We start from the raw sequence: 26,074 nt of genomic DNA on the forward strand, positions 1-26,074 counted from the left end.
TCAGACGTAATAACACCAAGACTCTCATCATGAATCAGGCAGTCAGACTGGAAAGATTACCGGCAGGTAAATCGCACCGGCACGGCAAAGGTCATCACCGCGGTGCGCACAAAGCGCAGGGGTCGGGTGAGTTTCCTATGTTCCGCCGGATTCCTCGTTTGGCCTATTTTCATCGTGCCTCCGAACTTTCTCTTTATCTCCTCTTGTTGACTGGTCTGGTCATGTGGACACCACTGTCCATCGACTGGTCTTTGCAACGGCTGGCAATGCCATTGCATGTACTGATGGGAATCACGCTGGGCGGAGCGGTGGTCGTTCGCTTCTGGTGGGCGCACAGGCAGTTACTGCGCAAAAGCCGCAAACGTTGGTTGCGAACCACCGGCCGGGTCATTGAGCTTAATCTGCTGGCGGTTTTGGTAACGGGCGTCATTTTGTTTCTGCATGGTAACCCCGGCGATATGCTGGGTCGGGTTGCTCACACTGTTCATCTGTACTCCAGCCTGTTGCTGACTTCTATGGTGGTTGTGCATGCATGGCGATGGAGTGTTCTTCGTTTTCGGCACAGGGGGCGTCGGTGACAGCAGTTCGTCATCTCCACCTGAAAAAAATCTCACATAGTCTTTTCCCGCTTTCGTTACTTTGCATTGGCGACGATATGGACAGCGGTTGGGCTCGTGGGCGCTACAGCGTGCTGGTAAGCACAGTGCTGTTAATGATGCTGCTTCTTATCAGCACCTTGGCCAATGCAGCTGTCAGTAGCTCGCCCTTTATTAGTTTCAACGGCAAGATCTACAGCGCGAATGCTGAGGCAGGCTCGGTCAGTCTGCTGGATGCCAAAAGCGGTTTACGTGAAGTCGAGCAGCCGCTGGGGCGGGATATTCGCGAAGTGGCGGTGTCTGATGCAGGCGTGGCATTGGCGACGTCCTACCTCGATGGCGAGGCGGTGCTGCTGGATGCGGCCTCTCTCTCTCCCAAAGCACACATCAAGCTGGGGCGTCGGCCTTACGGCGTTATCTATGATGCTGTTCACAAGGTGTTCTGGGTCACTCTCTTTGAAGATCATCAGCTGGTTGCGATCAATACCTCTGGCGATATTGTGCTGCGGGAAAACACCGCGGATACGCCGCGTGGGCTGGCATTGACCGATGATGGGCGCCTGTTGGTCAGCCACGCGATGACTGGCCAACTGTCGATTTATACGATTACTGATGTTGAGCAGAAGCTGAGCCTTTCTCTTAGTAAGCGGATTGATCTTGCGGTTGAGCAAAACCCGGATCAGACCGTCTCCCAGGGCTTGCCACGCTTACTGGACGATATTGCTATCAGCCCGGAAGGGGATCGTGCCTGGTTGCCACATGTACTGTGGAATTTTGATCATCCTTTCCAGTTTCAGAGCACGGTTTTCCCCGCAGTATCGGTGATAGACCTGACGCCGGGTGATGAGCAGGAGTTGCCGGAAGAGCGCAAGCAGTTATTTGAACAGATCAACCTGCTGACCAGCGCAAACCGTTCAGAGATCGTCAGTAATCCTTTTGCGGCGGTGTTCAGTGCGGATGGCAATAAAGTCTATGTGACCCTGGCGGGCAGTGAGGATCTGCTGGTTTTTGATCGCTCACGACGAGGTAAATTCAACAAGAAGCGCCATCGCTCCACCGGCGAGAAACAGGGCGCACGTGCCACCCAGTTGCTGCGACACTTGCCGGGCAGCAATCCGCGTGGGCTCTTGATCGATAAAGACCAGCTGCTGGTGCAGAATGCGCAAAGCCTGGATGTGACTGAAGTCACGACCGGTGGCGATGGTGCCTTTGCCCGGGCGCGAGTCATCAAGCCGGTCTGGGCAACGCTGGTTGAGCACGACGCTTTGTCCGCCGATCAGCGAGAGGGCCTGCGGCTTTTCAATTTGGGTAATACCCAGCGTGACCCTGAGTTCCCTATGGCAGGTGATAACTGGATGAGTTGCCAGTCCTGCCATCTTGATGGCTTTAACTTCACCAATAAATTCCTGCAGGATGCCCACGGACAGGTACCGGCAGACAATGCCATTACCGGCCATGGCGATATGAAGCACATGGTCTCGGGGGACTTCCTCTCCGAATACATTCGCATGGTCAAGGATACCCAAGGCGGTTTTGGCCACGATGATCGTGATGGCGCTATTGCTATCACGCCGGAAGCGCCTGAACCCAAGGCCAAGAAAATGATGGAAGACCTCCATCGTTACGTTATCGCATCTTACAACCTGCCGTTTCTGGCGAGCTGGTTGCGTCTCAATGGACAGGAGCAGTTGCCGCACCCTAAAGAGTGGCTGAACTCGGCCACCTGTGAGTCCTGTCATCAGGAGATTTTTGACCAGTGGGCGACCTCGAACCACCGTTTGATGGGGCAATCCAATCCCTATTATGTCGCCGTACTCAAGCTGGCGGAAAAAACGGAAGGCAAGGAGTTTGGTCAGTGGTGCCAGTCCTGCCACATGCCGCAAGCCGTGCTGAGCGGCATTAAAGAGCTGCCCGGCGAAAATCATATGTTGGAGCGCGAGGGCGAGTCCCTCAAAAAGGCGCTGGAAAATGGCCATCCGGTAGTTGAAGAGGGTACGGGGTGTCTGTTCTGTCACCGAGTGGAATCCGTCGAGGATGCTGGCGGTAATGCCTCGCTTACGGTCAATCTTTCCAGTCGTGAAAGCTACCTGTTCGAAAGTAGCGATAACGCGCTGGCTCGCTGGATTGGGCAGCGGATGATTAATGCCAAGCCGGCTGCCCACGTGGCGTCCTATTCCAGGCCCGTCTATGGTGATGCGCTCTATTGCAAAAGCTGCCATGACGAGTTTGCTCCGGGTACCGGCAGCAAGATCGTGAATACCTGGGAAGAGTGGTCCGTCTCCTCGTACGCAACTGCTGAAAATCCTGCTGACCGACGCACCTGCATCAGTTGCCATATGAATGCAGAACCCGGCAATGGTGGTGCGCCAGTGCCTGGACAGGCGACCAAAAACGGCCCGCTTAAAGACAATGTTTATACCCACCGCTTCCCCGGAGCTCAGCTGCATCTGGCCGGACTGCGCGACCCTGAACTTGCCGCCCAGACGCTGGCGTTATTAAAGAGTGCGACCACCCTAAACGTTCGCCGTGAGGGCGAAAATGTAGTGGTGCGAGTCAGTAATACCGGCGCTGGGCATGGTTTCCCGACCGGCGTGTCGGATTTCCGGGAGTTCTGGCTGGAAGTGAATGTCTGGGATGCTGATGGCAATGTGCTTGTCACGAACGGCCAACTTAATGCCCGGAATGAAGTGCCTGAAGACGCACATATGTTCCAGAAGGTCTTCGGCGATAAAGAAGGTCATCCGGTCGGGCTGCATTTCTGGCGATATGCCAAGTTGCTGAAGGATACCCGTATTCCGGCAGACGGTTATCGGGATGAGGCCTATCCATTGCCTGCTGAGGCCAAAGGGCCGCTGACGGTCGAGGTGAAAATGCAGTTCAGAACCTATCCCCAGTGGATTACGGATGTGGCCAAGCAGCAAAATCCGGCGTTAACAGACCCCGAGGTCGTTACTCTGGAGCGTGTTAAAACAACGCTGAACTAAATACTGAATAAAGGCTTTTGGCTGCACCCTGAATGCTGCTTAAAGCCAAAACACCGTGGTTGAAACCCTGTCTGGGAAGTTTGTCTACCAGACGCTCATTACCTGCAACGGTATCGAGGAGCATCATGTTTGCCAGTTTTTTGATTACATTGCGCGAAGGGTTGGAGGCATTCCTGCTGGTCGGGATCTGCTTGTCCTACCTCAGTAAACTCAACGCCTCACGCTTTAATAAGTATGTGTACGCTGGTGTCGGCGTCGGTCTGATTGCCTCACTGGTGGTGGCTTTCCTGTTCCAGGTGGTGATTGACCAGTTCCATAACGAGCACTACCGCAACCTGTTGATGGCGGGAATCCTGATTTTCGCGACGGTTGTGCTGTCTTCCATGGCCTTGTGGATGAGCAAGCAGGGCAAGAACAAAAGCGACCAGATGAAGGAAAACGTCGAGCAGCTGGTGAATGGTGAGAAAGCGCTGGGCCTTGCGTTTCTGGCGTTCCTGGCGGTGATGCGCGAAGGCTTTGAAACGGTACTTTTCTTCTCGGCACTGGTGTACTCCGGTCAGGGTATTACGCTGCAGTCCGGCATGAGCGGCGCCATTCTGGGTTTGGTACTGGCCTTCGTGCTGGTATGGGCTCTGATGCGCTCCACCCGTAAGGTACCGCTTCGCTCCTTCTTTAAATGGAGCAGCTTGCTGATCATGCTGATCGCTGCGGGTCTGCTGTCATCCGCCGTGAATATGCTGCAGGCTGCCAACTGGATTCCGATGGTCTATGCGCCGCTGTTTGATATCACACATGGCCTCGATCTGATCCAGCAATCGCTGCAATCCACGTTCGGCAGTAATGGCCTGACGGTGACCATCGATGCCGCGCTGCGCTCTGTACTGGATGATCGTGCGCTGATCGGGACTTTCCTGCGTGCACTCTTTGGCTATAACTCTTCTCCGGGCCTCCTGCAGTTGCTGGCCTGGGCATTTTATCTGCTGTTCTTCGGCGCACTATGGAGAAGGCAGTACCGATGACAGGCAGTCGTTCTTCAATGAATCAACACGAAATCGATGCTCCCATCGTCGTTCTTGGCGGTGGGCCTGCCGGTTTGATGGCCGCCTGGCAGTTGCAGGAGGCGGGTAAATCTGTGGTCGTGCTGGAAAAAGCCCAGGAAGCGGGCGGCATGTGCGCTACCTTGTCTTTCCAGGGTAAAGAGGGTGACTACCGTTTTGACTATGGCGGTCATCGCTTTATCACCAAAAACCCCAAGTTGCTCGACTTCGTCGATGAACTGATGGGGGAGTCTCTGTTGCATGCCGAGCGCAAAAGTGTGATTCGCTTTCGCAACCGCACTTATGACTATCCGCTCAGTGCCGGTAACCTGTTAAAGAATGCGCCTTTTTCCTTGTTGGCAGGCGCTGCTATCGACTGGCTGAAAATGCCTTTTCGCCGTCGCATTGGTAAAAACGAGGATTGCAGTTTCGCCGAGTGGATCACCAATCGTTTTGGCAAAACCCTGTATCAGCACTTTTTTGAAGGCTATACCCGCAAGCTCTGGGGGATTGAGCCGGCGACACTTTCCGCCGACTGGGCGGGTCAGCGCATCAGTCTGATTGACCTGAAAGATGTCGTACGTCGCTTATGGCAGCGCGGCCCGACAACCCCTCGTACTTACGCACGCAAATACCGTTATCCCAAACTGGGGTTCGGACAGATTTTCACGACCTTGCATGAGCGACTGGAAGCCGCCGGTGTGAGCTTTATCACTCAGGCCGATGTGTGCGGGCTGGAATACAACGACTGTGGAGTCACTGCAGTCCGTTACCTCAAAACCGTATCGGACCAGCCACAATCCAGCGAGCCGACTCAGGAGCAGCTTCAGCCCTGCAGCGCCGTCGTGGCGACGATTCCGCTACCGGAGGTCTGTCGCATGCTGTCGATTCCCTGTGATCTTAACTACCGCTCGCTGCGCTTTTTTAATCTGCCGATGAATCAGGAAAACGTGTCTGATAACACCTGGCAGTATTTATCCGATGAGGCGATTCTGGGCACACGCCTGCAGGAGCCGCGCCGGCGATCACCCTTTATGGCACCAGAGGGGAAAACCTCGCTGATGTTCGAGATTCCCTGTCAGAAGGGGGATCGTATCTGGAATAGTGATGAACCTGCTCTTCGCAAACAGGTGGAAGCGGATATGACTCATCTGGGTCTGGATGTCAGCAAGGCTGGCGATGAGCATTTTTCTGCCTGGTGCGAGCATGCCTATCCGATCATGGATCTGAGCTATCGGCAAAAGCGCGAGAATGCGATTCGCGCATTGATGCCCTATCGCAATCTGGTGATGGCTGGCCGTCAGGGCACCTTTCGCTATATCTTCACGGATACCGCGATGGAGATGGGCTTGATGGCGGCGGATATGCTGATCAGCGGTAAGGATGAGCGCCGTGCTATCTTCGATCATCGCAATGAAAATACTGTTATTGAAACCCAGAGTGTCGCCTGAGGAGGCCTTCATGAAGGTTTTTACTGTTCGATTTCTTACTTGCCTGAGCCTATTGCTGGGCATGCTGATCTCAAGCCAGAGCTTCGCCTACTCCTATGCTGCAGCCGGTAAAGAGCCACTGATTGATGGCCGGGAAACGCTGATGACAGCCTTGGCCAACAAGGACAAGTCGACGGCGACCACGACGCTGGATAGCCTCAATGATGAGCTGGTCTATCTCGAAGAGCACCATAACGTTGTGCTGATCAAGCCCATGCACGAGGCGGTAGATGCCTTGGACAGCGCCAGGCTCGATAAACTGCTGAACCTGGCCTACAAGGCTGAGATTGAGCGTCGTCTGGAGGGTGCAGGCGATAACCTCAGCGATTACCAGACAGCCAAGGTACTGGTGGTGAAGTCCAAGAAATTCCTGGATTTACTGCAGTCCGGTATTCCCGCCGATGACTGGAAGCGTGCAGAGGATGCACTAAGCCAGGCGCTGGAAAGTATCGGTAACCCAGGCGTGTTCGGTGTGGGTACCAAAGCGCCTGATCCCAAAGCATTTGAAGCAGCGGAAAAATCCGTGATGGATGCGCTAGGCAGCGTTCAGGGCTAATGGCTTCTGAGTGTCAAAAAGCCCTGCCACTGCTGGCGGGGCTTTTGTTTTTCCGGGCTGCAAGCTTATGAGCATGGTTCCTGGTATGAGGATGCTTTCAGGTCAAACATTCACCGGTTTTCACTGGCGGCCAGCTTTAGGGCTGATGTTGCTATGCCTGATATTTATTGGGCGAATGCTGCAGTTTCCATGGCAGCTGGATTCTGACGATGAGGTGAACTTTGCTCGCGGTGTGGTGAATTTCTCGGTGATCAGCGAGTCGCCTCACTTTCCTGGCTATCCCGGATTTATTCTTGCTGCGCGTTTTTTTTCGCTGTTACTCACGCCAGTTCAGGCCATTATTGCCACCAGCACTGCGGGAGTCATCCTGACCGCGATTGCGCTTTATTTTGCGTTGGTTACGCGACTTTCTCCGTGGCTGGCTCTTTGTGCGGTGGTGTTGGTGCTGTTACATCCGCTCAGTGCGGCGCTGGCGTTATCGGGCCTTTCTGACAGTCTGGCCATTGGGCTTTCTTTCTTAAGTCTTGGGTTTCTGCTGAGAGCCAAAAGCTGTCGTTATCTTCTTCTGGCGGCGCTGTTCAGCGCGCTGATGCTGACGGTTAGGCCCAGCTATTTTGCTATAGCCGCAGCGTTAGTGCTGATCGGGGCAGGGCGGGCAGCTTCGGGCGGCAGAGAAAGCTTTTTCTTGTTGTGGTTGGCAGTGCACCTGCTGATAGGCGCGCTCGTTCTGCTTTATGTGCTGTCGCGGGACGGGCTTGGCTATTTCAGCGAAGGTTGGCGTTTTACTCAGGGGCACTTTTTGTTGTGGGGCAATACCGCAATTGAAAGCGGTGCAGCTCAGGCTGTGAGCCGTTCAGAGCAGTGGCGGCAGTTTTTTGCGGGGATTATTCCGTTATGGCTCTGGCCGTTACTGTTGTTTGGCGGCTTTGCAGCTCGCAAGCAGCATGGCTGGTTGTGGCTGGGTCTCGGGGTTGTGCTTCTCTGGACTTTGCTGGGGCAGAACCCACGTAACTTACGCCATGGTGCCTGGCTGTATTACATGCTGTTGATGCTTGCGGGGTTGGGTTGGGCGAATGTACTTGACGCCAGGGTGACGGGTGTTGCGCATCGCCAGAAAATGATGACTCTTGCTGCCGTGCTGTTTCTTATGCCCGCATTGCTCTGGTGCTTCACTCTCTCTGCTCCCAGACCCTCGGCGCTTCGGCAAGCGCTGTCCATGGCTGAGCAGGAATGTACGGCTCTGGTCACTCAGTACGGGATCAAAGTTGCCAGAGCGACTTCTGCGCTACCGGTGGTCGATGCCTGGTACAACGGCAGCGCCCAATGGGCACTGCGGCAGGGGAGCTGTCGCCTGAGTAGCGAGCCTTTACCTCAGGCGCGGAGCTTTCCTGCACGATTTGTTGGCGAACCACCTTTTTATCTGAAACTGGCGCCTTAGTGTTCAGCAGCTTCAAGGAAGTTGACGCAGAGACGGACGAAATCACTCGGTGTCAGGATGCCAAGTAGTCGATCCTGTTCATCCAGTACCGGCAAACAACCGTGTTTATTTTCCAGACAGTAGCGACCCGCCGTCAGCAGAGAGGTGTCGGCGCTGGTGGTAATCACATCGGTCGCCATAATTTCCGTCACCCGGATGTCTTGCTCTCGCGCCGTCAGGCCCGCTAAACCCGTCTCCGCCACCAAAGCGAAGGACTGGCGCAGCATATCGCGCTGGTTGACGATGCCGACGAAGCGCTGACTTTCCGGGTCAAGAATGGGCACGTTACGAATACTGTGCTGACGCATCAGTTCCCGGGCATCAGCAATGCTCGACTCTGTCGTCAGGCTGTGGAGTTGGGTAATCATCAAATCGGCTACGGTTTTCATTCTTGCTCCTTTGCTTCAGTACGCCTTTCCTGCCTTGAGTATAGGAAGTCTCCCCTCAGGCGCCGCTTTTTCAGTATGCTAGTGCCGCAGCCTGATGCTTAAGTTGTCGCCGGATGCTTGATCAGCGTACTTTTCTGATTGTGACCCAGAGGTCGGTTTACTCAACGTGATGTGTATCAATAACGAAGACGAAAAGTGGATGCGTCGTGCCATGGCGTTGGCAGAGCAGGCGGCTGCCGAGGGTGAGGTGCCGGTTGGGGCGCTGGTGGTGCTGAATGGCGAGGTTATCGGCGAGGGCTACAACCGTCCTATTGGCAGCCATGATCCGACAGCCCATGCAGAAGTGCAGGCATTAAGGCAGGCAGCGGCCCATCTGGAAAATTACCGGCTCGTTGAAGCGACGCTCTATGTCACGCTTGAACCTTGTACCATGTGTGCCGGAGCCATGGTGCATGCGCGGGTCAAACGTCTGGTGTATGGAGCCGCAGAGCCTAAAGCCGGCGTGGTGGAGTCGCAGGGGCAGCTTTTACAGGCCCCTTATCTGAATCATCAGATTGAGGTGACCGGCGGAGTGCTGGCGGAGCTGTGCAGTCAGCAACTGAGCGCCTTCTTTAAGCTGCGCCGGGATGAGAAAAAACGACTGAAACAAGCGCAGCAGGCGGCTCAGCAATAACCTCCAGCTGTTGCGCTTTTTGTCACAGTGTTGGTGGGATGCGATCAAAGACCTTGAAGCGCGGCGTTTCCGGCAGGTCAGAAAGTTCTGCTTTATAGGGCAGATTTTCTAGGCGCAATATCTCGCGATACAGACGAATATTTCGAACGTAAATCACCGGCTCCCAGCCTCGGGCATAGCCGTGATTGGTTTGGGTATACCAGCGTTTCAGCGCCAGTTTCGGCAAATACTGGCGTACATCACTCCAGCGATCCGGATCCAGCCCGGCATTTTGGGTCAGAATTCGCGCATCTTCCAAATGCCCCATTCCTACGTTGTAGGCGGCCAGAGCCAGCCAGGTTCGGTCCGGATCGGGGATGCGGTCCGGCAAAAGGTTGTACATCCGGCGAAGATAGCGGGCGCCGCCCAGAATGCTCTGCTCAGGATTGTTGCGATCATCCACGCCCAAGGAGCGAGCGGTATTCAGCGTCAGCATCATGATGCCGCGCACACCCGTATGGGAAACCGCGGTGTTGTCCCATTTTGACTCCTGATAGCCCAGGGCAGCGAGCAACTCCCATTCCCATTCATATTTGTCAGCACCTTCTTCAAACCAAGGCTGATATTCACCCAGACGGGTTTTGATGTGCTGGCGAAAGGCGCGGATACCAATAAAGTCGTAACGTTGAGTGTGTTCGAAGTATTTGTCATAAAGCTGACTGATCAGCTCCTGCGTGGAGCGTGACGCCAGAAAGGTATTGATTGCGGCGCGCAGGCTTTTATCTGCCGTCGGCGCGAGATACCAGACCAGCGGCTGGGGGGCATCCAGTGTGAAGGCTTTGCGCATACTGGTATACATCGGCTGGTAGAGTGACAAGGACATGTTATCGCTGATCAGATAGTCGGCATCGCCGTTTTTCAGGAGCTCCAGCATATCGGGAAGGTCCATGTCTTCGGTTTCTTCCCATTCCAGTCCGGGTAAGTCCTGTTTCAGCTCCTGCAGCCGCTCTGCGTGGGCACTGCCAGCCTGAACCAGTACCCGTTTACCAATGAGATCAGCCATGGACTGGGCGGCATTGCCCTCAATCTTGTCGCCCAGATACACCACCTGCGAGACGGCAAAGGCGTAAGGATCTGATGTGGGGAAGTTGGCCTCGCGGGCGTTACTTTGAAATAACGAGGCGGCGGCCATGTCGACATTGCGCTGTTTTAAAAGATCAAACAGGTCACTGCGATTGCGAACAATGGTGAGTTCAAGCTTGAGGTTGCGCTCTTTGGCAAAGGCGCTGAGAAGATCGTACTCAAACCCGGCCGGGCCCTGGGCGTCTTCATAGTAGGCAGTGGGAATATTGCGAGTGGCAACGCGTAAAACACCACGATCATCAATGCGCGATAGCTGACTAATTTGCTGCTGGGCAGCGATCAGGGGGATCGATACGACCAGGGCCAGATAGACCCAGAAAAGCCAGGAACGATGATGTTGCATCCACATGCGTGACAACCTTACTGCGTGTCTTGACGAAAAACTGTGTCAGTCATTGGAAACCCGTCACGGTGCTTGCGCAAAAGAGCAGGAATATCTCACGAACTGGCTGTATCCGCTGGCGCTTTTTCAGTATCATTTGCGCCCTCAGAATCTATCCCCCAGTGCGTTCATCGATCAGCACTCTGGCGGATAGGTTTTCCCCAGCTACCGGTTCTAACTCCAGAATCTCCTACAAGAGGCACGATACTGTCATGCTTATCCTGCGTGGAGCGCCCGCATTATCACCCTTCCGTCGCAGCAAACTGCTGGCCACTTTACAGGCTGACGTTGCCAGTGTCACGGATGTCTATGCCGAATTCCTGCACCTGGTGGATGTCGGCGAATCCCTGGAATCCGACGAGCAGGATGTGCTCGGCCGTCTGCTGACCTACGGTCCTGCGGCTTCCAGCGAACAGCCTGAGGGCGAGCAGTTTATCGTTGTGCCTCGTTCCGGCACGATTTCTCCCTGGTCCAGCAAAGCAACCGATATTGCTCGTAACTGCGGCCTTGCCAAAGTGAAGCGTATTGAGCGTGCCACCCGGTTTGTGGTTGCCGGTGGTCCTTTCTCTGCAGAAGAAAAAGCGGCGCTGGTTACTCAGCTGCATGACCGTATGGTGCAGTCTGTTTTCACCGAAGAAGCTCAGCTGAGCGCGATGTTTGAAGCGCATAAAGCCAAAGCCTTCACCACGGTGGACATTCTCGGTGGCGGTCGTCCTGCCCTGGAGAAAGCCAACGTCGCACTGGGCCTTGCGCTGGCCGATGATGAAATCGACTATCTGGTCACAGCCTTCACCGAACTTGGCCGTAACCCCGTAGATATCGAACTGATGATGTTCGCTCAGGCCAACTCCGAGCATTGCCGTCACAAGATCTTTAATGCCAGCTGGGATATCGATGGCCAGCTGCAGGAAAAATCCCTGTTCGCCATGATCCGCAACACCCACCAGTTAAACGGTGAAGGTGTGCTGTCGGCCTACAAGGACAACGCGGCGGTGATCGTCGGCCATGAAGCACCACGCTTCTTCCCGAACCCTGATTCCAAAGAGTACACCCGTCATCAGGAGCCGATTCACATCCTGATGAAGGTGGAAACCCACAACCACCCGACGGCGATTGCGCCTTTCCCCGGCGCTGCGACCGGTGCTGGTGGTGAGATTCGTGACGAAGGCGCAACTGGCCGTGGATCCAAGCCCAAAGCAGGCCTGACCGGCTTTACCGTATCTGATCTGAACATTCCAGGCTTCAAACAGCCTTGGGAGTCCAGCTACGGCAAGCCTGAGCGCATCGTATCGGCCCTCGACATCATGATCGAAGGCCCTATCGGTGGTGCGGCATTCAATAACGAATTTGGCCGTCCTAACCTGAACGGTTATTTCCGTACTTATGAAGACAAAGTCCAGACCGTTAACGGCGAAGAAGTTCGCGGTTATCACAAACCCATCATGCTGGCAGGTGGTCTGGGTAACATCCGTGAAGATCACGTTGAGAAAGGCGAAATCGTCGTTGGTGCCAAGCTGATCTGCCTTGGCGGCCCCGCTATGCTGATTGGTCTGGGCGGCGGTGCGGCGTCTTCCATGGCTTCCGGCTCCAGTGCTGAAGATCTGGATTTTGCGTCTGTGCAGCGTGATAACGCCGAGATGGAGCGCCGCTGTCAGGAAGTTATCGACCAGTGCTGGCAGCGTGGTGATGCTAACCCCATTGCCTTTATCCACGATGTGGGCGCAGGCGGTCTGTCGAACGCCTTCCCTGAGCTGGTAAAAGACGGCGGCCGTGGTGGTAACTTTGAGCTGCGTCGCGTCAATAATGACGAGCCTGGCATGTCTCCACTGGAGATCTGGTGTAACGAGTCTCAGGAGCGCTATGTTATGGCGGTTTCTCCTGAAAATCTGGCTGTCTTCGAAGAGATCTGCCGTCGCGAACGCTGCCCTTATGCCATCGTGGGTGAAGCCACTGATGAGCAGCATCTGCGTGTGGGTGATGAGCTGTTTGAAAACAACCCCGTTGATCTGCCGATGAATGTGCTGTTTGGCAAACCGCCACGCATGCACCGCTCCATCGAGCGCAAGACTTTTGAGCGCCAGGCACTGCAGCTGGACGGTATTGAACTGTCGGAAGCGGCCAAGCGTGTTCTGCAACTGCCTGCGGTCGCCAGCAAAAGCTTCCTGATCACCATCGGTGACCGCACCATCACAGGTCTGGTTAATCGTGATCAGATGGTTGGCCCCTGGCAGGTGCCGGTTGCTGACTGCGCTGTGACCGCTTCTGCTTATGATGTTTACACCGGTGAAGCGATGGCAATGGGCGAGCGCACGCCGTTGGCCGTCATTGATGCACCTGCATCCGGTCGCATGGCGGTGGGCGAGGTGATTACTAACCTGGCTGCTGCGCGCATCGACAAACTGAGCGACATCAAGCTGTCGGCTAACTGGATGTGTGCCGCTGGCCACGCCGGTGAAGACGAAGCACTGTATGACACCGTTCATGCGGTGGGTATGGAGCTGTGCCCTGAGCTTGGCATCTGTATTCCTGTCGGTAAGGACTCCATGTCCATGCGTACCGTCTGGAAAGATGGCGATGAGCAAAAGAGCGTCACTGCGCCGCTGTCACTGGTCATCACAGGTGTTGCGCCTGTGGCGGATATTCGCCGTTCACTGACGCCGCAACTGCGTACCGACAAAGGCGAGACTTCCCTGATTCTGATTGATCTGGGTCAGCAGCGTCTTGGTGGTTCTGCACTGGCGCAGGTGTTTGATCAGGTCGGTAGCGAAGCGCCTAACGTTGATGATGCAGAGACTCTGAAAGGTTTCTTCGATGCGATTCAGACGCTGAATCAGGAAGATCGTCTGCTGGCATACCATGACCGTTCTGACGGTGGTCTGTTCGCGACGCTGGCAGAAATGGCCTTTGCCGGTCACGTTGGTGTTGATGTTGAGCTGTCTGCTGTTGTCACTGACAAAGGCATTCTGACTGCACTCTTCAACGAAGAGCTGGGCGCTGTGATTCAGGTGCGCAAGAGCGATGCGGATGCCGTGCTGCAGATTCTGTCTGCTCACGGTCTGGCAGAAGAAAGCCAGGTGATCGGCAGCCTGAATGATGATGACATGGTTCGCTTTACAGTTGACGGTGAAGAAGTGCTGGTCGACAGCCGTGAGGAATATCATCGCCTGTGGGCTGAAACCAGCTTCCGTATCCAGTCACTGCGTGACAACGCTGATTGTGCGCAGCAGGAGTTTGAACGTCTGCAGGATGAAAACGACCCCGGTCTGCATGTCGCGCTGAGCTATGACGTGAATGAAAACGTCAGTGCACCGATGATCGCCACAGGCGTTCGTCCTCGTGTGGCGGTACTGCGTGAGCAGGGCGTTAACGGTCATATCGAAATGGCCGCTGCCTTTGATCGTGCTGGCTTTGCCTCCGTTGACGTGCACATGAGCGATATTCTCTCAGGCCGCGTTTCCCTGAAAGACTTCAAAGGTCTGGTCGCCTGTGGTGGTTTCTCCTACGGTGACGTACTGGGCGCCGGTGAAGGCTGGGCGAAGTCGGTACTGTTTAACGCCATGGCGCGTGATGAGTTCGAAGGCTTCTTCCACCGCGAAGACAGCTTTGCCCTCGGCGTGTGTAACGGCTGCCAGATGATGTCCAACCTGCATTCGTTGATTCCAGGCGCCGCCAACTGGCCGCACTTTGTTCGTAACCAGTCTGAGCAGTTTGAAGCGCGTCTGGTCATGGTGGAAGTGCAGCAATCACCTTCTGTATTCCTGCAGGGAATGGCCGGTTCTCGCATGCCAATCGCGGTAGCGCATGGTGAAGGCTTTGCCGAATTCAAGCAAGGTGATCTGGCCTCATTGCAGGGTAAAGGTCACGTGGCGCTGCGTTATGTCGACAACTACGGTCGGCCGACAGAAATGTACCCGGCGAACCCGAACGGTTCACCAGAAGGTGTCACCGGCATCACTTCTGCAGATGGCCGCGTGACTATCATGATGCCGCACCCTGAGCGTGTATTCCGTGCTGCTCAGCATTCCTGGCGTCCTGATGACTGGCAGGAAGACGGTAGCTGGATCCGTATGTTCAGAAATGCGCGTGCCTGGGTGAACTAATCCGGATTTTCGCCAACATATAAGGTGGAGTAGCGCTGGCTGCTCCACCTTTTTTATTGCGCGGATAAAATTGCGTTTCTCAGAACAGAATTTTTTACCGGTTGGGCTTGAGACTCTGATTCCAGCCCATACTATAGCGCCGGACCAAAACAGATTGCGGGTAAGCAAGGAGATTGTGGCCGTGACTCCTGATCTGGTCTGGGTAGTCGTAAGTGATATTGGACAAGATGTGGTCTCTGATCATACTTAGCGGACTTGGATCTGTGAGTGGGTGTAGAGACGATGAGGGGGAAGCATGAGCACTTTTGGTTCCTTGCAGGCTCAGTTAGAGCGCCTGAAACAGGAAGGTAAGGGCGGCAAGTCAGAGAAACGTACAGGTCTTCGTACCTTCGTTCCTGTCTATGCACCTGCCAAGCCACAGGGCAAAGAGGAAGACGAAACCACCGATAGCGATACCGAGGATAACCTTGAAGGTTTCACTATGGGTGATGATGGTAGTGACTACGATGACGATGGCAATGTGATCGAGTCAGAAGAAGAGTCAGAAGATTCGGATTCGCAGCAGTATTAATGTGTGAATCAGGCTCTGGTGGGTGATCAGTACTCAGTAAAGCCGCAATAAAAAAAGGGGATGATAAGCATCCCCTTTTTTGTTTTCTGTTCTCAGGCTCAGAACCAGTCGGTCATGCGCTGGAACCAGGAACGGTCTTCTTCTTCGTTGCCGGATGCAGCCGGTGTCTCAACTGCAGGCTTGGCAGGCGCCTGAGTGTTGGCCTTCACTTCCGTCGAGAAGTCAGGCTTGGCATCAGACTTACGGAATACGCCGAAGGAGTACTTATCGATAATGCTGGTTTCATCCAGAATATTTTTGCTGTAGCCCGGGTAGTTCAGATCAAGAACATCCTGCGCTGACTTGGCCAGCTTTTCCTCACCCAGCGCATTGTAAGAAACGATCATCACCGCCAGTGCGTCAGAGACGGCAGGCGTTTCCTGAAAGTTCTCCACCACATAGCGACCACGGTTTGCCGCCGCCAGATAAGCGCCACGCTTAATGTAGTACTGGGCTACGTGGATTTCATAGCGGGCCAGACGGTTACGCAGATAGACCATGCGGTTTTTCGCATCGGAAGCGTAAGGGCTGTTGGGGTAGAGACGAACCAGTGTGGCGAAATCGTTGTAGGAGTCTTTCGCAGCACCGGGGTCACGCTCGGTTTCATCAGTGGGCAGGAAGCGGGAAATCAGACTCTGATCCTGCTCGAAGGCGGTGAGTCCGCGAACGTAGTAGGCGTAGTCGATATAGTTACTGTTGGGGTAAACACGGATGAAGCGATCCGCTGCTGCGCGGGTTTCGTCTTCCTTGCCATCCCGGTAGTAGGCGTAGATCAGTTCAAGCTGGGCCTGTTCGGAATAACGACCGAAGGGATAGCGTGCTTCGAGTTTTTCATACCAGTCAGCTGCCTGATCCCAGAGGGCGTCATCCAGTGCAGTGGTGGCCTTGTCGTACATCACCTGCTCAGAATAGTCTGGCTCTTTAGGTGCTAGGGCTGAGCAGCCTGCCAGGGCAGTTGCCATGGCGACAGCTAGCAGGAGTTTACCTTGTCGCATCAGGTTACCATTGCCGCGTTCAGTGACTTTGAGGCCGTTATTCTAGCGGGATTCCATCTGGTGTACAGTGCGCGAGCTGAATAAGGCCGAATAAGCAGCTATACTTGCCCCCTTTTCAGCGGCCCCTCCGACGGAGCAGGCCCGGTAATCAGGCAGGTTGAGTAAGCCAGATGAGTGAAACAATCAAGCACCGAGAGCAAGTGCCCGTCTCTTCGGGTGGAATGCGACTGGATCAGGTCGCGGCAGAGCTTTTCGGGGATTATTCCCGCTCCCGGTTGCAGGAATGGATCAAGGAAGGCGCGCTGCTCGTCGATGGCAAAACCTGCAAACCCCGCGAGAAGTTGCTCGGCGGTGAATGGCTGACGCTGGAGGCGATCCTGGAGGTTCAGGAGCGCTGGGAAGCCGAAGATATTCCGCTACCGATCATTTATGAAGACGAACATATTCTGGTACTCAACAAGCCCGCAGGTCTTGTGGTGCATCCGGCCGCTGGCCACAGCGAAGGTACGCTGCTGAATGCCTTGCTGCATCATGCGCCTGAGCTGGGGCATGTTCCGCGTGCCGGTATTGTTCACCGTCTGGATAAGGACACCACGGGTCTGATGGTGGTGGCAAAGACGCTGCAGGCCCAGACAGATCTGGTCGCGCAGCTGCAGGATCGCTCCATGGGGCGTGAGTATGAAGCCATTGTTCAGGGCGTGATGACCGGCGGCGGTGTCGTCGATGAGCCGATGGGGCGCCACAGCCGTCACCGTCAGAAAATGGCCGTCGTCGCTCAGGAAACCGGCAAGCATGCGGTAACCCATTACCGCGTGATCGAGAAATTCCGCGCTCATACTCATATTCGCTGCAAGCTGGAAACCGGCCGCACCCACCAGATTCGCGTGCATATGTCGCACATCCATTATCCGTTGGTGGGTGATCCGCTTTACGGTGGCCGTAACCGCCTTCCCAAGGGGTGCACAGAAGAGCTGCAGGATGCGTTGCGTCAGTTTCAGCGTCAGGCCCTCCATGCCAAGCGTCTTGAGTTGAGCCATCCGGCGACGGGTGAGTGGATGGAGTGGGAAATTGATTTGCCTGAGGATCTGATTCAGCTTCTTGATGTTCTGGATACTGACCGTATAGGTTTTGACCACTACGAATAAGCCGAAACTCATCGCAGAGAGAGCCGTGACATGTCCTACGTATTTCCCGACTGGCCTGCGCCAATCAATGTTCGCTCAGTCTGTACGACGCGTCTGGGAGGTGTCAGTCAGGCACCTTTCGACAGCTTTAATCTTGGCGATCATGTGGGTGATGACCCTCGCGCTGTGTTTGCCAACCGTGCTCAGCTTTGTGATGAGTTGCAGTTACCCTCCGAACCTTTCTGGCTTGAGCAGGTTCATGGTACGCAGGTGCTGGCACCCGGTCAGGTGAGATGCGGTGATGCCAGCATTTCCTGTGAAGCGGGTGAAGTCCTGAGCATTATGACCGCGGACTGTCTGCCGGTTTTGCTGTGTGATCAGGCTGGAACGGTGGTGGCGGGGGCTCATGCTGGCTGGCGCGGACTCTGTGAAGGCGTTCTGGAAAATACCGTCAGCGCCATGGAGTGCGATCCTGCCGAGATTATGGTCTGGCTAGGCCCGGCCATTGGCCCGAATGCCTTTGAAGTGGGTGATGAGGTCCGTGAAGCATTTGTCGCTCATGCGCCCATTGCGGGTCTTGCCTTTACGCTGGGCCGCGAGGCCGGGAAATGGATGGCGGATATCTATCTTCTGGCGCGCCAGCGACTGGAAGCGATGGGGATTACCGCCATTTATGGCGGTGAATACTGCACCCACACGCAGGAAGATCTGTTTTATTCCTACCGCCGTGATAAAACCACAGGCCGTATGGCCTCGCTGATCTGGATGGCTTCCTGACATCAGCGGTTGAAAGCGGCCTTTAGCAGGCCGCTTTTTTGTTCTCTTCTTCATTGCTCACCCATCTCTCTGCCACAGATCAGCGTGTTAATCAGGCTGGTAACTTCTCTTCAGGCTTTACCCTTTCTTTACAGTTCACTCTTTTTGTATCTGCTGATTGCCGGGCTGGCACGTAGCTTGCTCATACCCCTCAAAAGGTTTTGAGGTAGGCACCATGTCAATGGACAGAGCACTGTACCTGGCAATGTCAGGGGCAAAGCAGAATCTCTGGGCTCAGGCGATTCATACCAACAACTTGGCGAACGTTTCTACTGGCGGCTTCAAGAGCGATTTCGAGCAGGCGCGGGCGATGCAGGTCTTTGGTGAGACCTTTCCGTCCCGCGTGTACAGCATGACAGAGAACCCCGGCACGAACTTCGAGCAGGGTGCGTTGCAAGAGACTGGTCGTGACCTCGATGTGGCGGTGGATGGCTCCGGTTTTATTGCGGTTCAGCGCCCTGACGGTTCCGAGGCTTATACCCGCTCTGGCGATCTGCATATTGATCAAAACGGCATTTTGCGTACCGGCAAGGGGTTGCCGGTACTTGGCAATGGCGGGCCGATTGCCTTGCCACCGGCAACCAAAGTGACCATCGGCGGCGACGGTACTATTTCCGTTCAGGCGCAGGGTGATCAGCCGACGGATCTGGCGGATGTGGATCGTATCCGCATGGTCAACCCCGATATCCGTGATGTGGTTAAGGGTGAGGATGGCCTGTTCCAGCAGGAAAATGGCCAGCCTGCCGCCCCCGATGTGAATACGCGTATGGTGTCAGGGTTTCTTGAGGCCAGTAATGTGAATGCGGTCGAAGAGTTCACCAACATGCTGTCGATTTCCCGGCAGTACGAGCTCAACGTCAAGGTCATGCAGGCCGTTGATGAGAACGCGCAACAAGAAAATCAGCTTCTCCAGGTGAGTTAAGGAGTTAATCCATGTTGGCATCCCTCTGGATCGGCAAGACCGGTCTTAGCGCACAGGAGACCGCGCTCTCAACCATTTCGAATAACCTGGCGAACATCAGTACGACAGGTTTTAAGAAGGATCGTCCGAACTTTGAAGATCTGCTTTATCAGATCAAGCGTCAGCCAGGTGGACTGACCAGTGAGAACACCCGTTTGCCTTCAGGTTTGCAGATCGGTAGCGGTGTTCGGGTAGGCATCAACGAAAAGATCTTCACTCAGGGGGATCTGGAAACGACGGATAACTCGCTGGATGTGGCGATTAACGGCGATGGCTTCCTGCGGGTACTGCTGCCGGATGGCACCATTGGCTATACCCGTGACGGCAACCTGAGTCTGGATGCGGATGGCAACATCGTTAACCAGTCGGGCTATCCCATGGATCCGCAGATTAACGTCGCGGATGCAACGCAGATCACTATCAGTGGTGATGGCCAGGTTGAGGTGGTGATCAACGGCGATACGGCGAATCCACAGGTCGCCGGGCAGTTGCAGCTCACCACTTTTGTTAACCCGGCCGGTTTGCAGGACATGGGTGGCGATATCTACAAGGAAACGGTCGCCAGTGGCGCACCCAATGACGGCGTGCCTGGTGAGGATGGTCGTGGCACCCTGATTCAGGGCATGCTGGAGTCTTCCAACGTTAACGCGGCTGAAGAGCTGGTAAACCTGATCACCACTCAGCGCGCGTACGAGATGAACTCCAAGGCCATATCGACAGCGGATCAGATGCTGTCCTTCGTAACACAGCAGCTATAAGCGCAGTTTCAGGTGACGTTGATGAGTAAGCGTGCATTACAGGCGGTTTTCGCAAGCGTGCTGATGTTGGTGCTGGCGGGATGTATGAACAACGCCAAGCCTAATGATCCCGAGTATGCGCCCGTGACTGCGCAGGATCTGCAGCAGCCTCGTGAAACCAATGGCGCCATTTATCAGGCCGGTTCTGAAATGAGCCTGTATGGCGATCGTCGTGCTCATCGGGTCGGCGATATTATTGTGATCAACCTGGAAGAGACGACCCAGTCGAGCAAGTCTGCATCGTCTTCAGCTGATAAGTCGGCCTCTGCCAGCATCTCCAACCCGACCGTGCTGGGTAGCCAGTTCGGTGTTGCTGGCCTGTCACTGGACTCCAGCCTGAGTGGCTCCAGCAACTTCAGTGGCAGTGGTGATACCAGTCAGGCCAATAACCTGGCAGGCACCATTGCCGTCACCGTATCGGAAGTGATGCCTAACGGCATCATGAAAGTGCGTGGGGAGAAGTGGCTGACGTTGTCCACAGGGGATGAATATATCCGCATCACCGGCATGATTCGGCCGGAGGATGTCACACCCGAGAATGAGATTTCTTCTACCCGTGTTGCTGATGCGCGCATTACCTACAGTGGTAATGGCCAGACGCAGGCAGCGGCAACCATGGGCTGGCTGAGTCGCTTCTTTATCAGTGCGATCTGGCCATTCTGATTTCAGGAGCTGAGTGATGATGAAACGTATCCTGTCGCTTTTTCTCTGTCTGTGGATCGCCATGCCCTCGGCGCAGGCGGCAATTACTCAGCGCCTGAAAGATATTGCTCAGGTGGCCGGTGTCCGTACTAACCAGTTGGTGGGTTACGGTCTGATTGTGGGTCTGGATGGCAGCGGTGACAAAAGTAGTGCCGCCTATACCTCGCAGACCTTCAAGAACCTGCTGACCCAGTTCGGCATATCTTTGCCGAGCGGCACCAACCCTCAGTCGAAAAATATTGCCGCTGTTGCCGTTCATGCGGATTTACCGGCCTTTGCCAAGCCAGGTCAAACCATTGATGTGACCGTGTCTTCTCTGGGGGATGCCAAGAGTTTGCGTGGCGGTTCGCTGCTGCTGACACCGCTGAAAGGTGCGGACGGTCAGGTCTACGCTATGGCGCAGGGGAATCTGGTGGTGGGTGGCTTTGGTGTCGATGGGCAGGATGGCTCCAAGATCACCGTTAACGTGCTTAACGTTGGCAGGATTCCTGCAGGTGCCACCGTAGAGAAAGCCGTTGCTTCCGGTTTCAATACAGGTGACTCACTGGTGTTCAATCTTAACCGCCCCGACTTTACCACGGCCAAGCACGTGACCGAGCAGATCAATAATCTGCTGGGCGCCGGTGTGGCTGAAGCGATGGATGCAACCTCCATCCGGGTGCGTGCGCCTCGGGATCCTTCTCAGCGTGTGTCTTATCTCTCCGTGTTGGAAAATCTGGAAATCACCGAGGGTGATGAGCGTGCCAAGGTCATCATCAACTCCAGAACCGGAACCATCGTTATTGGTGAAAACGTGCGTGTTTCACCGGTTGCTGTCACTCATGGCGCTCTGACAGTCTCCATTACGGAAAATCCTCAGGTTAATCAGCCTGAACCGCTTTCCGGCGGTCAAACTGTGGTGACACCGCGTACCGGTATTGAAGTCGATGCAGGCAGTGGTCACATGTTTGAACTGTCTCCGGGGTCCACCCTCAAAGATATCGTCAAGGCCGTTAACAGCGTTGGTGCTGCACCGGGCGACTTAATGGCGATTCTTGAGGCGCTTAAACAGTCAGGTGCTCTGCACGCTGATCTGGTTGTGATCTGAGGTACTTATCATGATCGGGCAGGCTACTGCGCAATCCCAGCTCTATTCCGACCTTGGTCAGCTGCAAACGCTGAAAAACCAGGTCAAGGATGGCAAGGATGCCTCGCCCGAAGCACTGCAGAAAGTGGCGCAGCAGTTTGAGTCGCTGTTTATTAACCAGATGCTTCGTACCATGCGTGAAGCAGACCAGTCCTGGAATAAGGATGGTCTCTTCAACTCGCCGGAAATGAATCATTTTCAGGACATGCTTGATCAGCAGCTGGGTGTGGAAATTGCCAATGCCGGTGGTATTGGCCTTTCTGAGTTTCTGACTCGCCAGCTGAGCAAGGGCAGTAATGGCAGTACGGATGGCCCAACAATTGGTCAAACCCTGACGAGCAGCCGGCTGGCGGATACCCGGCGTCAGGTGGACAGCAGCATTGATGCGTTTCTGGCGCGCCAGGAGCGAATTTCAAGTGGTCAGAGTTCACAGTCCGCTAACAGCACGTTGTCTGACACCGCTGGAGTGAGTGCATCGTCGACATCTTCCGATGGCAGTGAAGGTTTTGATTCCCCGGAAGACTTTGTAGCTACGCTCTATCCCGCAGCAGAGAAAGCAGCGGCCACCATGGGGAGCGATCCCCGTTATCTGCTGGCGCAGGCGGCCTTGGAATCTGGCTGGGGCAAACGCATGATTCGTAATGAAGACGGTTCTAACAGCTACAACCTCTTTGGTATCAAGGCGGACAGCAGCTGGCAGGGTGATAAGGCGCTGACCTCAACGCTGGAATACCGAAATGGCACGCCAGTGCGCGAAAATGCGTACTTCCGCTCCTACAATTCCTACGAGGAAAGTTTCTCTGACTACATGAGCTTCCTCAGCCAGAACCGTCGTTACGGTCAGGCATTGCAGCAAACCTCGGATGGCGATAGCTATGTTCAGGCGCTGCAAAATGCCGGATATGCGACAGACCCGCAATACGCCAGCAAGATCAGTACGATTGCTCGCGGGGATCGTATGTCTCAGGCAATCCTGCAGCACAGTACGCTGTCGCTCTAAGTGACGCCTGAAGGCTCTGAATCAGGAGCTGTTGCAGTGAATAGAAACGGGCGCTGCGATAATCAGCGCTCAAGTCTTTTGCGCCTTGGCCGATACGTTGCCCATTAGGGGAGTAAAGTTATGTCCAGTTCATTGTTGAGTATCGGTTCCCAGGGCGTTAAGGCCAGCCAGGCTGGTCTCACGGTGACCAGTAATAACCTCACCAACATTAACTCTGAAGGCTACAGTCGCCAGCGCGTAAACCAGTATGCGCAATCCGGCTATGGCGTTACCTATACAGATATTGAACGTGTCAGTAACCAATACGCGGTGAAGGATCTGCAGACCCAGACGTCGGTCTACAATGAGTCTTCCACCAAGCTTCAGTTTGCCAGCATCCTCGACAGCCTGATCTCCGGCGACACCACTTCAATCAGTGATGCGCTCTCCAATTTCTTTGGCAGTGTGAACGATGCTCTTGCCGATCCTTCGGATACGACTCAGCGTAATCTTGTGCTTTCCAGCGCGGATGAACTTGCCAGCATTTTTAACCAGACCAACGATCTTCTGGTGGATCAGCAGAAGAATGTGAACGACACCATCACGGCGTCGGTATCCAGCATTAATGATATGACCAGTTCTCTGGCTGAGCTGAACACGCAGATCGCCAACCAGTCGAACCTCGGTAATAGCGTGGCAGACCTGCAGGATCAGCGAGATGAACTGATCCGTCAGCTCTCCGAGCAAATCGGCGTGTCTACGGCCGATGCTGAAAATGGCATGACCAACATTTATCTGAGTAATGGCACGGCGCTGGTTTCAGGCGGTACGTCCACCCAGCTGAATGTGGTCTCTGGCGAATACGACGGTAGCCAGCTCGATATTACGGCGGGGAATTCCAAGACGGTTATTTCCTCGTCAATCAGTGGCGGTAGCCTGGGCGGGGCACTGGAATACCGTGATGAAATTCTTAACCCGACCATTAACCAGGTTGGGCAGCTGGCAATGGCGTTTACCCAGAATGTGAACTCCACCTTGCAAAACGGTGTGGATCTGGACGGTAACGCCGGTCAGTCGCTGTTCGAGCCAGAACTGTCTGGTAGCTACACTGTCTCTAACCGTGTTTTGGCCAGTTCCAATAACACGGGCACAGGCTCCGGCGTCTTGTCGATTCCAGCAGGCTCTGATCTCTCGACCCTGACATCAAGCGATTATTCCGTTCGTTATGATGCGACCTCCGGTAACTACACCATTACCCGAGCCAGTGATGACACCACGGTGGCCACCGGTGCCGGCCCGAACTTTACCGTCGATGGTCTGGATTTAAGCTTTTCCGGTACGCCGGGTGATGGCGATACTTTTCTGATTCGTCCGACTTACAACTTTGCGAGTGAAGTGAGTACCACTGGGTTGAGCGAGCGAGAGCTGGCCTTCGCTGCCAGTGGCAGTACGACGAGTGTTAATGGTGATAACACCAATGCCACAGCCTTGGCTGAGCTGCAAAATACCAAGCTGCTGAATGGCGGTACACTGACATTCGAGGGTGGGTATTCACAAATCATTGGTGATGTTGGCGGCTATGCCAGTAAGGCAACAGCAGCAGAGGCCAGTAACAGTATTCTGCTTGAGAATGCTCAGAATCGTCGTGACTCGATCTCTGCGGTCAGCGAGGATGAGGAAGCGGTCAATCTGACCAAATATCAGCAAGCCTATCAGGCAGCCGCACAGGTTATCGCGGCGGCCCAAAGTACATTTGCCACATTGATTTCTGCGATTAGCTGAGGGGAGGGGTTATGCGCATTTCTTCTCAACAACTTTATCGTCAAGGCCTGACGTCCATCCAGAAAAATCAGGAAGAGCTGTCTAGAGCCAATGATCAGCTCAGTACGGGGATGAGGGTGCTCACTGCAGGGGATGACCCCGCAGCGGCAACTCAGGCCAGCCGGCTGGAGAGCAAGCTAGCTCAGAGTGGGCAGTATCAAAAAAACACCACTTCACTGGTTAACTCTCTTGAGTATGAAGAAAGCATCACCGACAGTGTAAACACCTCGATGCTTCGCATTAAGACCCTGCTGATTCAGGCCGGTAATGGCGGTCTGGATGATACTGACAAGCAGGCGATTGCCACCGAGTTACAAGAGCGTCTGTCCGAAATGCAGGACCTGATGAACGCCAAAAACTCCTCGGGAAATTATATTTTTTCAGGCCACGCGACCGATACGGAAGCATTCACTGCAGATAACCCTTCACTGAGTACTACCTATCAGACCTATTCCTATCAGGGTGACAGTGGTCAAAATGAAGTGCCACTTTCCAGTTACGTTTCTCTTTCCAACGGTGATGCTGGCGATAGTGTTTTCGTCTTTGACGAAGTAGATGGCAGTGGTAATGCCACGGGGAACAGTACCAACATCCTCAATGTCATCAGTGAGGCTGCCACAGTACTGAATGATCCGACCCAGACCGCAGATCTGGATAAGTATCTGAACAATCTGGAAAGCGCCTATTCGCAGCTGCAACAGACACAATCCAGTATCGGCGCCAGGCTGAATGTCGCGGATGATGTGCAGAGTTCTGCCGAAGCCAGTGATATTACAGATACCTCCACCAAGGCCAGTCTGGTCGAGGTGGATACCTACGAGGCGATTACTAATTTAACCACCCGTACCAATGCTCTGCAGATAGCGCAGGCCAGTTATGCCAAGGTGCAGGGCATGAGTCTTTTTGACTATCTCTAGGGATTGGGCTGTCTGGGTAGAAGAGGGCACATGCCCTCTTTTTTATTGCCCAAATTCACCAAAAAATAACTAAAGAAAATTCGTGAGGGGTCGATAACCTAAATATCAAAGATGCAGATATAGCATCGGATTAAAAAAGAATTTAGGAGAGACCCAAATGTCCATTTATGTAAATACCAATACCTCTTCCCTGAATGCCCAGCGTCAGCTGATGAATTCAACCAATTCCCTGTCCACGTCCTATGAGCGTCTGTCTTCCGGTTACCGGATCAACAGCGCCAAGGATGACGCGGCGGGCTTACAGATTTCTAACCGTATGACATCCCAGGTTCAGGGTCTGAACCAGGCGATCTCTAACGCGAATGACGGTATCTCCGTGGCGCAGGTTGCTGAAGGCGCGTTGCAGGAAACCACCACTGC

General features: G+C 54.5%; 21 protein-coding genes and 1 pseudogene. 19 read left to right on the top strand and 3 right to left on the bottom strand.

The window, feature by feature from the left end:
* Positions 1-29 precede the first annotated feature (29 nt).
* The 6 genes from ACKC9G_RS04430 to ACKC9G_RS04455 all read left to right on the top strand — a co-directional run bounded on the left by ACKC9G_RS04430 (position 30) and on the right by ACKC9G_RS04455 (position 8,101).
* Entirely contained in the window at positions 30-578 is a 549-nt protein-coding gene (locus ACKC9G_RS04430; protein WP_411403719.1) for a hypothetical protein, read from the top strand.
* Positions 579-655: 77 nt separating this feature from the next.
* Positions 656-3,580: a hypothetical protein gene (locus ACKC9G_RS04435; RefSeq protein WP_411403720.1), complete on the top strand. Its 2,925-nt coding sequence runs from the start codon at positions 656-658 to the stop codon at positions 3,578-3,580.
* Between the two features lie 125 nt (positions 3,581-3,705).
* Positions 3,706-4,599, top strand: a complete 894-nt coding sequence (locus tag ACKC9G_RS04440) for an FTR1 family protein (RefSeq protein ID WP_411403721.1) — start codon at positions 3,706-3,708, stop codon at positions 4,597-4,599.
* Between the two features lie 17 nt (positions 4,600-4,616).
* Complete coding sequence (locus ACKC9G_RS04445; protein ID WP_411403722.1) at positions 4,617-6,068, top strand: FAD-dependent oxidoreductase; 1,452 nt, start codon at positions 4,617-4,619, stop codon at positions 6,066-6,068.
* Positions 6,069-6,078: 10 nt separating this feature from the next.
* Entirely contained in the window at positions 6,079-6,663 is a 585-nt protein-coding gene (locus ACKC9G_RS04450) for a hypothetical protein (RefSeq protein WP_411403723.1), read from the top strand.
* Positions 6,664-6,838: 175 nt separating this feature from the next.
* On the top strand, positions 6,839-8,101 hold the full coding sequence (locus ACKC9G_RS04455) for a hypothetical protein (RefSeq protein WP_411403724.1): 1,263 nt from the start codon (positions 6,839-6,841) through the stop codon (positions 8,099-8,101).
* Here ACKC9G_RS04455 and ACKC9G_RS04460 read toward each other — a convergent pair.
* On the bottom strand, positions 8,098-8,529 hold the full coding sequence (locus ACKC9G_RS04460) for a CBS domain-containing protein (RefSeq protein WP_411403725.1): 432 nt from the start codon (positions 8,527-8,529) through the stop codon (positions 8,098-8,100). The genes ACKC9G_RS04455 and ACKC9G_RS04460 overlap by 4 nt on opposite strands.
* 169 nt (positions 8,530-8,698) lie before the next feature.
* On the opposite strand from ACKC9G_RS04460, the gene tadA reads away from it, so the two are divergent.
* Positions 8,699-9,202, top strand: coding sequence for a tRNA adenosine(34) deaminase TadA (gene tadA / locus ACKC9G_RS04465; protein WP_411403744.1), 504 nt, complete (start codon positions 8,699-8,701; stop codon positions 9,200-9,202).
* 22 nt (positions 9,203-9,224) lie between these two features.
* Here the strand turns inward: tadA and mltF are convergent, their stop codons facing one another.
* The gene (gene mltF, locus ACKC9G_RS04470; protein ID WP_411403726.1) at positions 9,225-10,673 is read right to left on the bottom strand and encodes a membrane-bound lytic murein transglycosylase MltF; all 1,449 of its coding nucleotides are present in this window, start codon (positions 10,671-10,673) and stop codon (positions 9,225-9,227) included.
* A gap of 245 nt (positions 10,674-10,918) precedes the next feature.
* Here mltF and purL point away from each other — a divergent pair, with 245 nt between their 5' ends.
* Both purL and ACKC9G_RS04480 read left to right on the top strand, forming a co-directional pair.
* Positions 10,919-14,806, top strand: a complete 3,888-nt coding sequence (purL, locus tag ACKC9G_RS04475; protein WP_411403727.1) for a phosphoribosylformylglycinamidine synthase — start codon at positions 10,919-10,921, stop codon at positions 14,804-14,806.
* Positions 14,807-15,101: 295 nt separating this feature from the next.
* On the top strand, positions 15,102-15,377 hold the full coding sequence (locus ACKC9G_RS04480; protein WP_411403728.1) for a hypothetical protein: 276 nt from the start codon (positions 15,102-15,104) through the stop codon (positions 15,375-15,377).
* Between the two features lie 98 nt (positions 15,378-15,475).
* Here ACKC9G_RS04480 and ACKC9G_RS04485 read toward each other — a convergent pair whose 3' ends face one another.
* Complete coding sequence (locus tag ACKC9G_RS04485; RefSeq protein ID WP_411403729.1) at positions 15,476-16,411, bottom strand: outer membrane protein assembly factor BamD; 936 nt, start codon at positions 16,409-16,411, stop codon at positions 15,476-15,478.
* 170 nt (positions 16,412-16,581) lie between these two features.
* Between ACKC9G_RS04485 and rluD the strand changes: the two genes are divergently transcribed.
* From rluD to ACKC9G_RS04535, 10 genes and pseudogenes are all read left to right on the top strand, one after another.
* Entirely contained in the window at positions 16,582-17,556 is a 975-nt protein-coding gene (rluD, locus tag ACKC9G_RS04490; RefSeq protein ID WP_411403730.1) for a 23S rRNA pseudouridine(1911/1915/1917) synthase RluD, read from the top strand.
* A 30-nt stretch (positions 17,557-17,586) separates the two neighbouring features.
* Positions 17,587-18,312, top strand: a complete 726-nt coding sequence (gene pgeF / locus ACKC9G_RS04495) for a peptidoglycan editing factor PgeF (RefSeq protein ID WP_411403731.1) — start codon at positions 17,587-17,589, stop codon at positions 18,310-18,312.
* Positions 18,313-18,532: 220 nt separating this feature from the next.
* Entirely contained in the window at positions 18,533-19,273 is a 741-nt protein-coding gene (flgF, locus tag ACKC9G_RS04500; RefSeq protein WP_411403745.1) for a flagellar basal-body rod protein FlgF, read from the top strand.
* Between the two features lie 11 nt (positions 19,274-19,284).
* Entirely contained in the window at positions 19,285-20,070 is a 786-nt protein-coding gene (flgG, locus tag ACKC9G_RS04505) for a flagellar basal-body rod protein FlgG (protein ID WP_411403732.1), read from the top strand.
* Between the two features lie 21 nt (positions 20,071-20,091).
* Positions 20,092-20,772 carry a flagellar basal body L-ring protein FlgH gene (flgH, locus tag ACKC9G_RS04510; protein ID WP_411403733.1) on the top strand — a complete coding sequence of 227 codons (681 nt, stop codon included), beginning with the start codon at positions 20,092-20,094 and terminating at the stop codon, positions 20,770-20,772.
* 16 nt (positions 20,773-20,788) lie between these two features.
* Positions 20,789-21,898: a flagellar basal body P-ring protein FlgI gene (locus ACKC9G_RS04515; RefSeq protein ID WP_411403734.1), complete on the top strand. Its 1,110-nt coding sequence runs from the start codon at positions 20,789-20,791 to the stop codon at positions 21,896-21,898.
* 10 nt (positions 21,899-21,908) lie between these two features.
* On the top strand, positions 21,909-22,937 hold the full coding sequence (gene flgJ / locus ACKC9G_RS04520; RefSeq protein WP_411403735.1) for a flagellar assembly peptidoglycan hydrolase FlgJ: 1,029 nt from the start codon (positions 21,909-21,911) through the stop codon (positions 22,935-22,937).
* 120 nt (positions 22,938-23,057) lie between these two features.
* The gene (gene flgK, locus ACKC9G_RS04525; protein ID WP_411403736.1) at positions 23,058-24,698 is read left to right on the top strand and encodes a flagellar hook-associated protein FlgK; all 1,641 of its coding nucleotides are present in this window, start codon (positions 23,058-23,060) and stop codon (positions 24,696-24,698) included.
* 11 nt (positions 24,699-24,709) lie between these two features.
* Positions 24,710-25,654, top strand: coding sequence for a flagellar hook-associated protein FlgL (flgL, locus tag ACKC9G_RS04530; protein ID WP_411403737.1), 945 nt, complete (start codon positions 24,710-24,712; stop codon positions 25,652-25,654).
* A 157-nt stretch (positions 25,655-25,811) separates the two neighbouring features.
* Positions 25,812-26,074 (top strand): annotated as a pseudogene (locus tag ACKC9G_RS04535) (flagellin); the annotation flags it as partial.

This window comes from Pokkaliibacter sp. CJK22405 (assembly GCF_046614695.1).
Classification (GTDB): Bacteria; Pseudomonadota; Gammaproteobacteria; order Pseudomonadales; family Balneatricaceae; genus Pokkaliibacter.

Coding starts and splice junctions, on each gene's coding strand:
- ACKC9G_RS04430 (WP_411403719.1), top strand. CDS start 30: ATGAATCAGGCAGTCAGACTGGAAAGATTACCGGCAGGTAAATCGCAC.
- ACKC9G_RS04435 (WP_411403720.1), top strand. CDS start 656: ATGGACAGCGGTTGGGCTCGTGGGCGCTACAGCGTGCTGGTAAGCACA.
- ACKC9G_RS04440 (WP_411403721.1), top strand. CDS start 3,706: ATGTTTGCCAGTTTTTTGATTACATTGCGCGAAGGGTTGGAGGCATTC.
- ACKC9G_RS04445 (WP_411403722.1), top strand. CDS start 4,617: ATGAATCAACACGAAATCGATGCTCCCATCGTCGTTCTTGGCGGTGGG.
- ACKC9G_RS04450 (WP_411403723.1), top strand. CDS start 6,079: ATGAAGGTTTTTACTGTTCGATTTCTTACTTGCCTGAGCCTATTGCTG.
- ACKC9G_RS04455 (WP_411403724.1), top strand. CDS start 6,839: ATGCTGCAGTTTCCATGGCAGCTGGATTCTGACGATGAGGTGAACTTT.
- ACKC9G_RS04460 (WP_411403725.1), bottom strand. CDS start 8,529: ATGAAAACCGTAGCCGATTTGATGATTACCCAACTCCACAGCCTGACG.
- tadA (WP_411403744.1), top strand. CDS start 8,699: ATGTGTATCAATAACGAAGACGAAAAGTGGATGCGTCGTGCCATGGCG.
- mltF (WP_411403726.1), bottom strand. CDS start 10,673: ATGTGGATGCAACATCATCGTTCCTGGCTTTTCTGGGTCTATCTGGCC.
- purL (WP_411403727.1), top strand. CDS start 10,919: ATGCTTATCCTGCGTGGAGCGCCCGCATTATCACCCTTCCGTCGCAGC.
- ACKC9G_RS04480 (WP_411403728.1), top strand. CDS start 15,102: ATGAGCACTTTTGGTTCCTTGCAGGCTCAGTTAGAGCGCCTGAAACAG.
- ACKC9G_RS04485 (WP_411403729.1), bottom strand. CDS start 16,411: ATGCGACAAGGTAAACTCCTGCTAGCTGTCGCCATGGCAACTGCCCTG.
- rluD (WP_411403730.1), top strand. CDS start 16,582: ATGAGTGAAACAATCAAGCACCGAGAGCAAGTGCCCGTCTCTTCGGGT.
- pgeF (WP_411403731.1), top strand. CDS start 17,587: ATGTCCTACGTATTTCCCGACTGGCCTGCGCCAATCAATGTTCGCTCA.
- flgF (WP_411403745.1), top strand. CDS start 18,533: ATGGACAGAGCACTGTACCTGGCAATGTCAGGGGCAAAGCAGAATCTC.
- flgG (WP_411403732.1), top strand. CDS start 19,285: ATGTTGGCATCCCTCTGGATCGGCAAGACCGGTCTTAGCGCACAGGAG.
- flgH (WP_411403733.1), top strand. CDS start 20,092: ATGAGTAAGCGTGCATTACAGGCGGTTTTCGCAAGCGTGCTGATGTTG.
- ACKC9G_RS04515 (WP_411403734.1), top strand. CDS start 20,789: ATGATGAAACGTATCCTGTCGCTTTTTCTCTGTCTGTGGATCGCCATG.
- flgJ (WP_411403735.1), top strand. CDS start 21,909: ATGATCGGGCAGGCTACTGCGCAATCCCAGCTCTATTCCGACCTTGGT.
- flgK (WP_411403736.1), top strand. CDS start 23,058: ATGTCCAGTTCATTGTTGAGTATCGGTTCCCAGGGCGTTAAGGCCAGC.
- flgL (WP_411403737.1), top strand. CDS start 24,710: ATGCGCATTTCTTCTCAACAACTTTATCGTCAAGGCCTGACGTCCATC.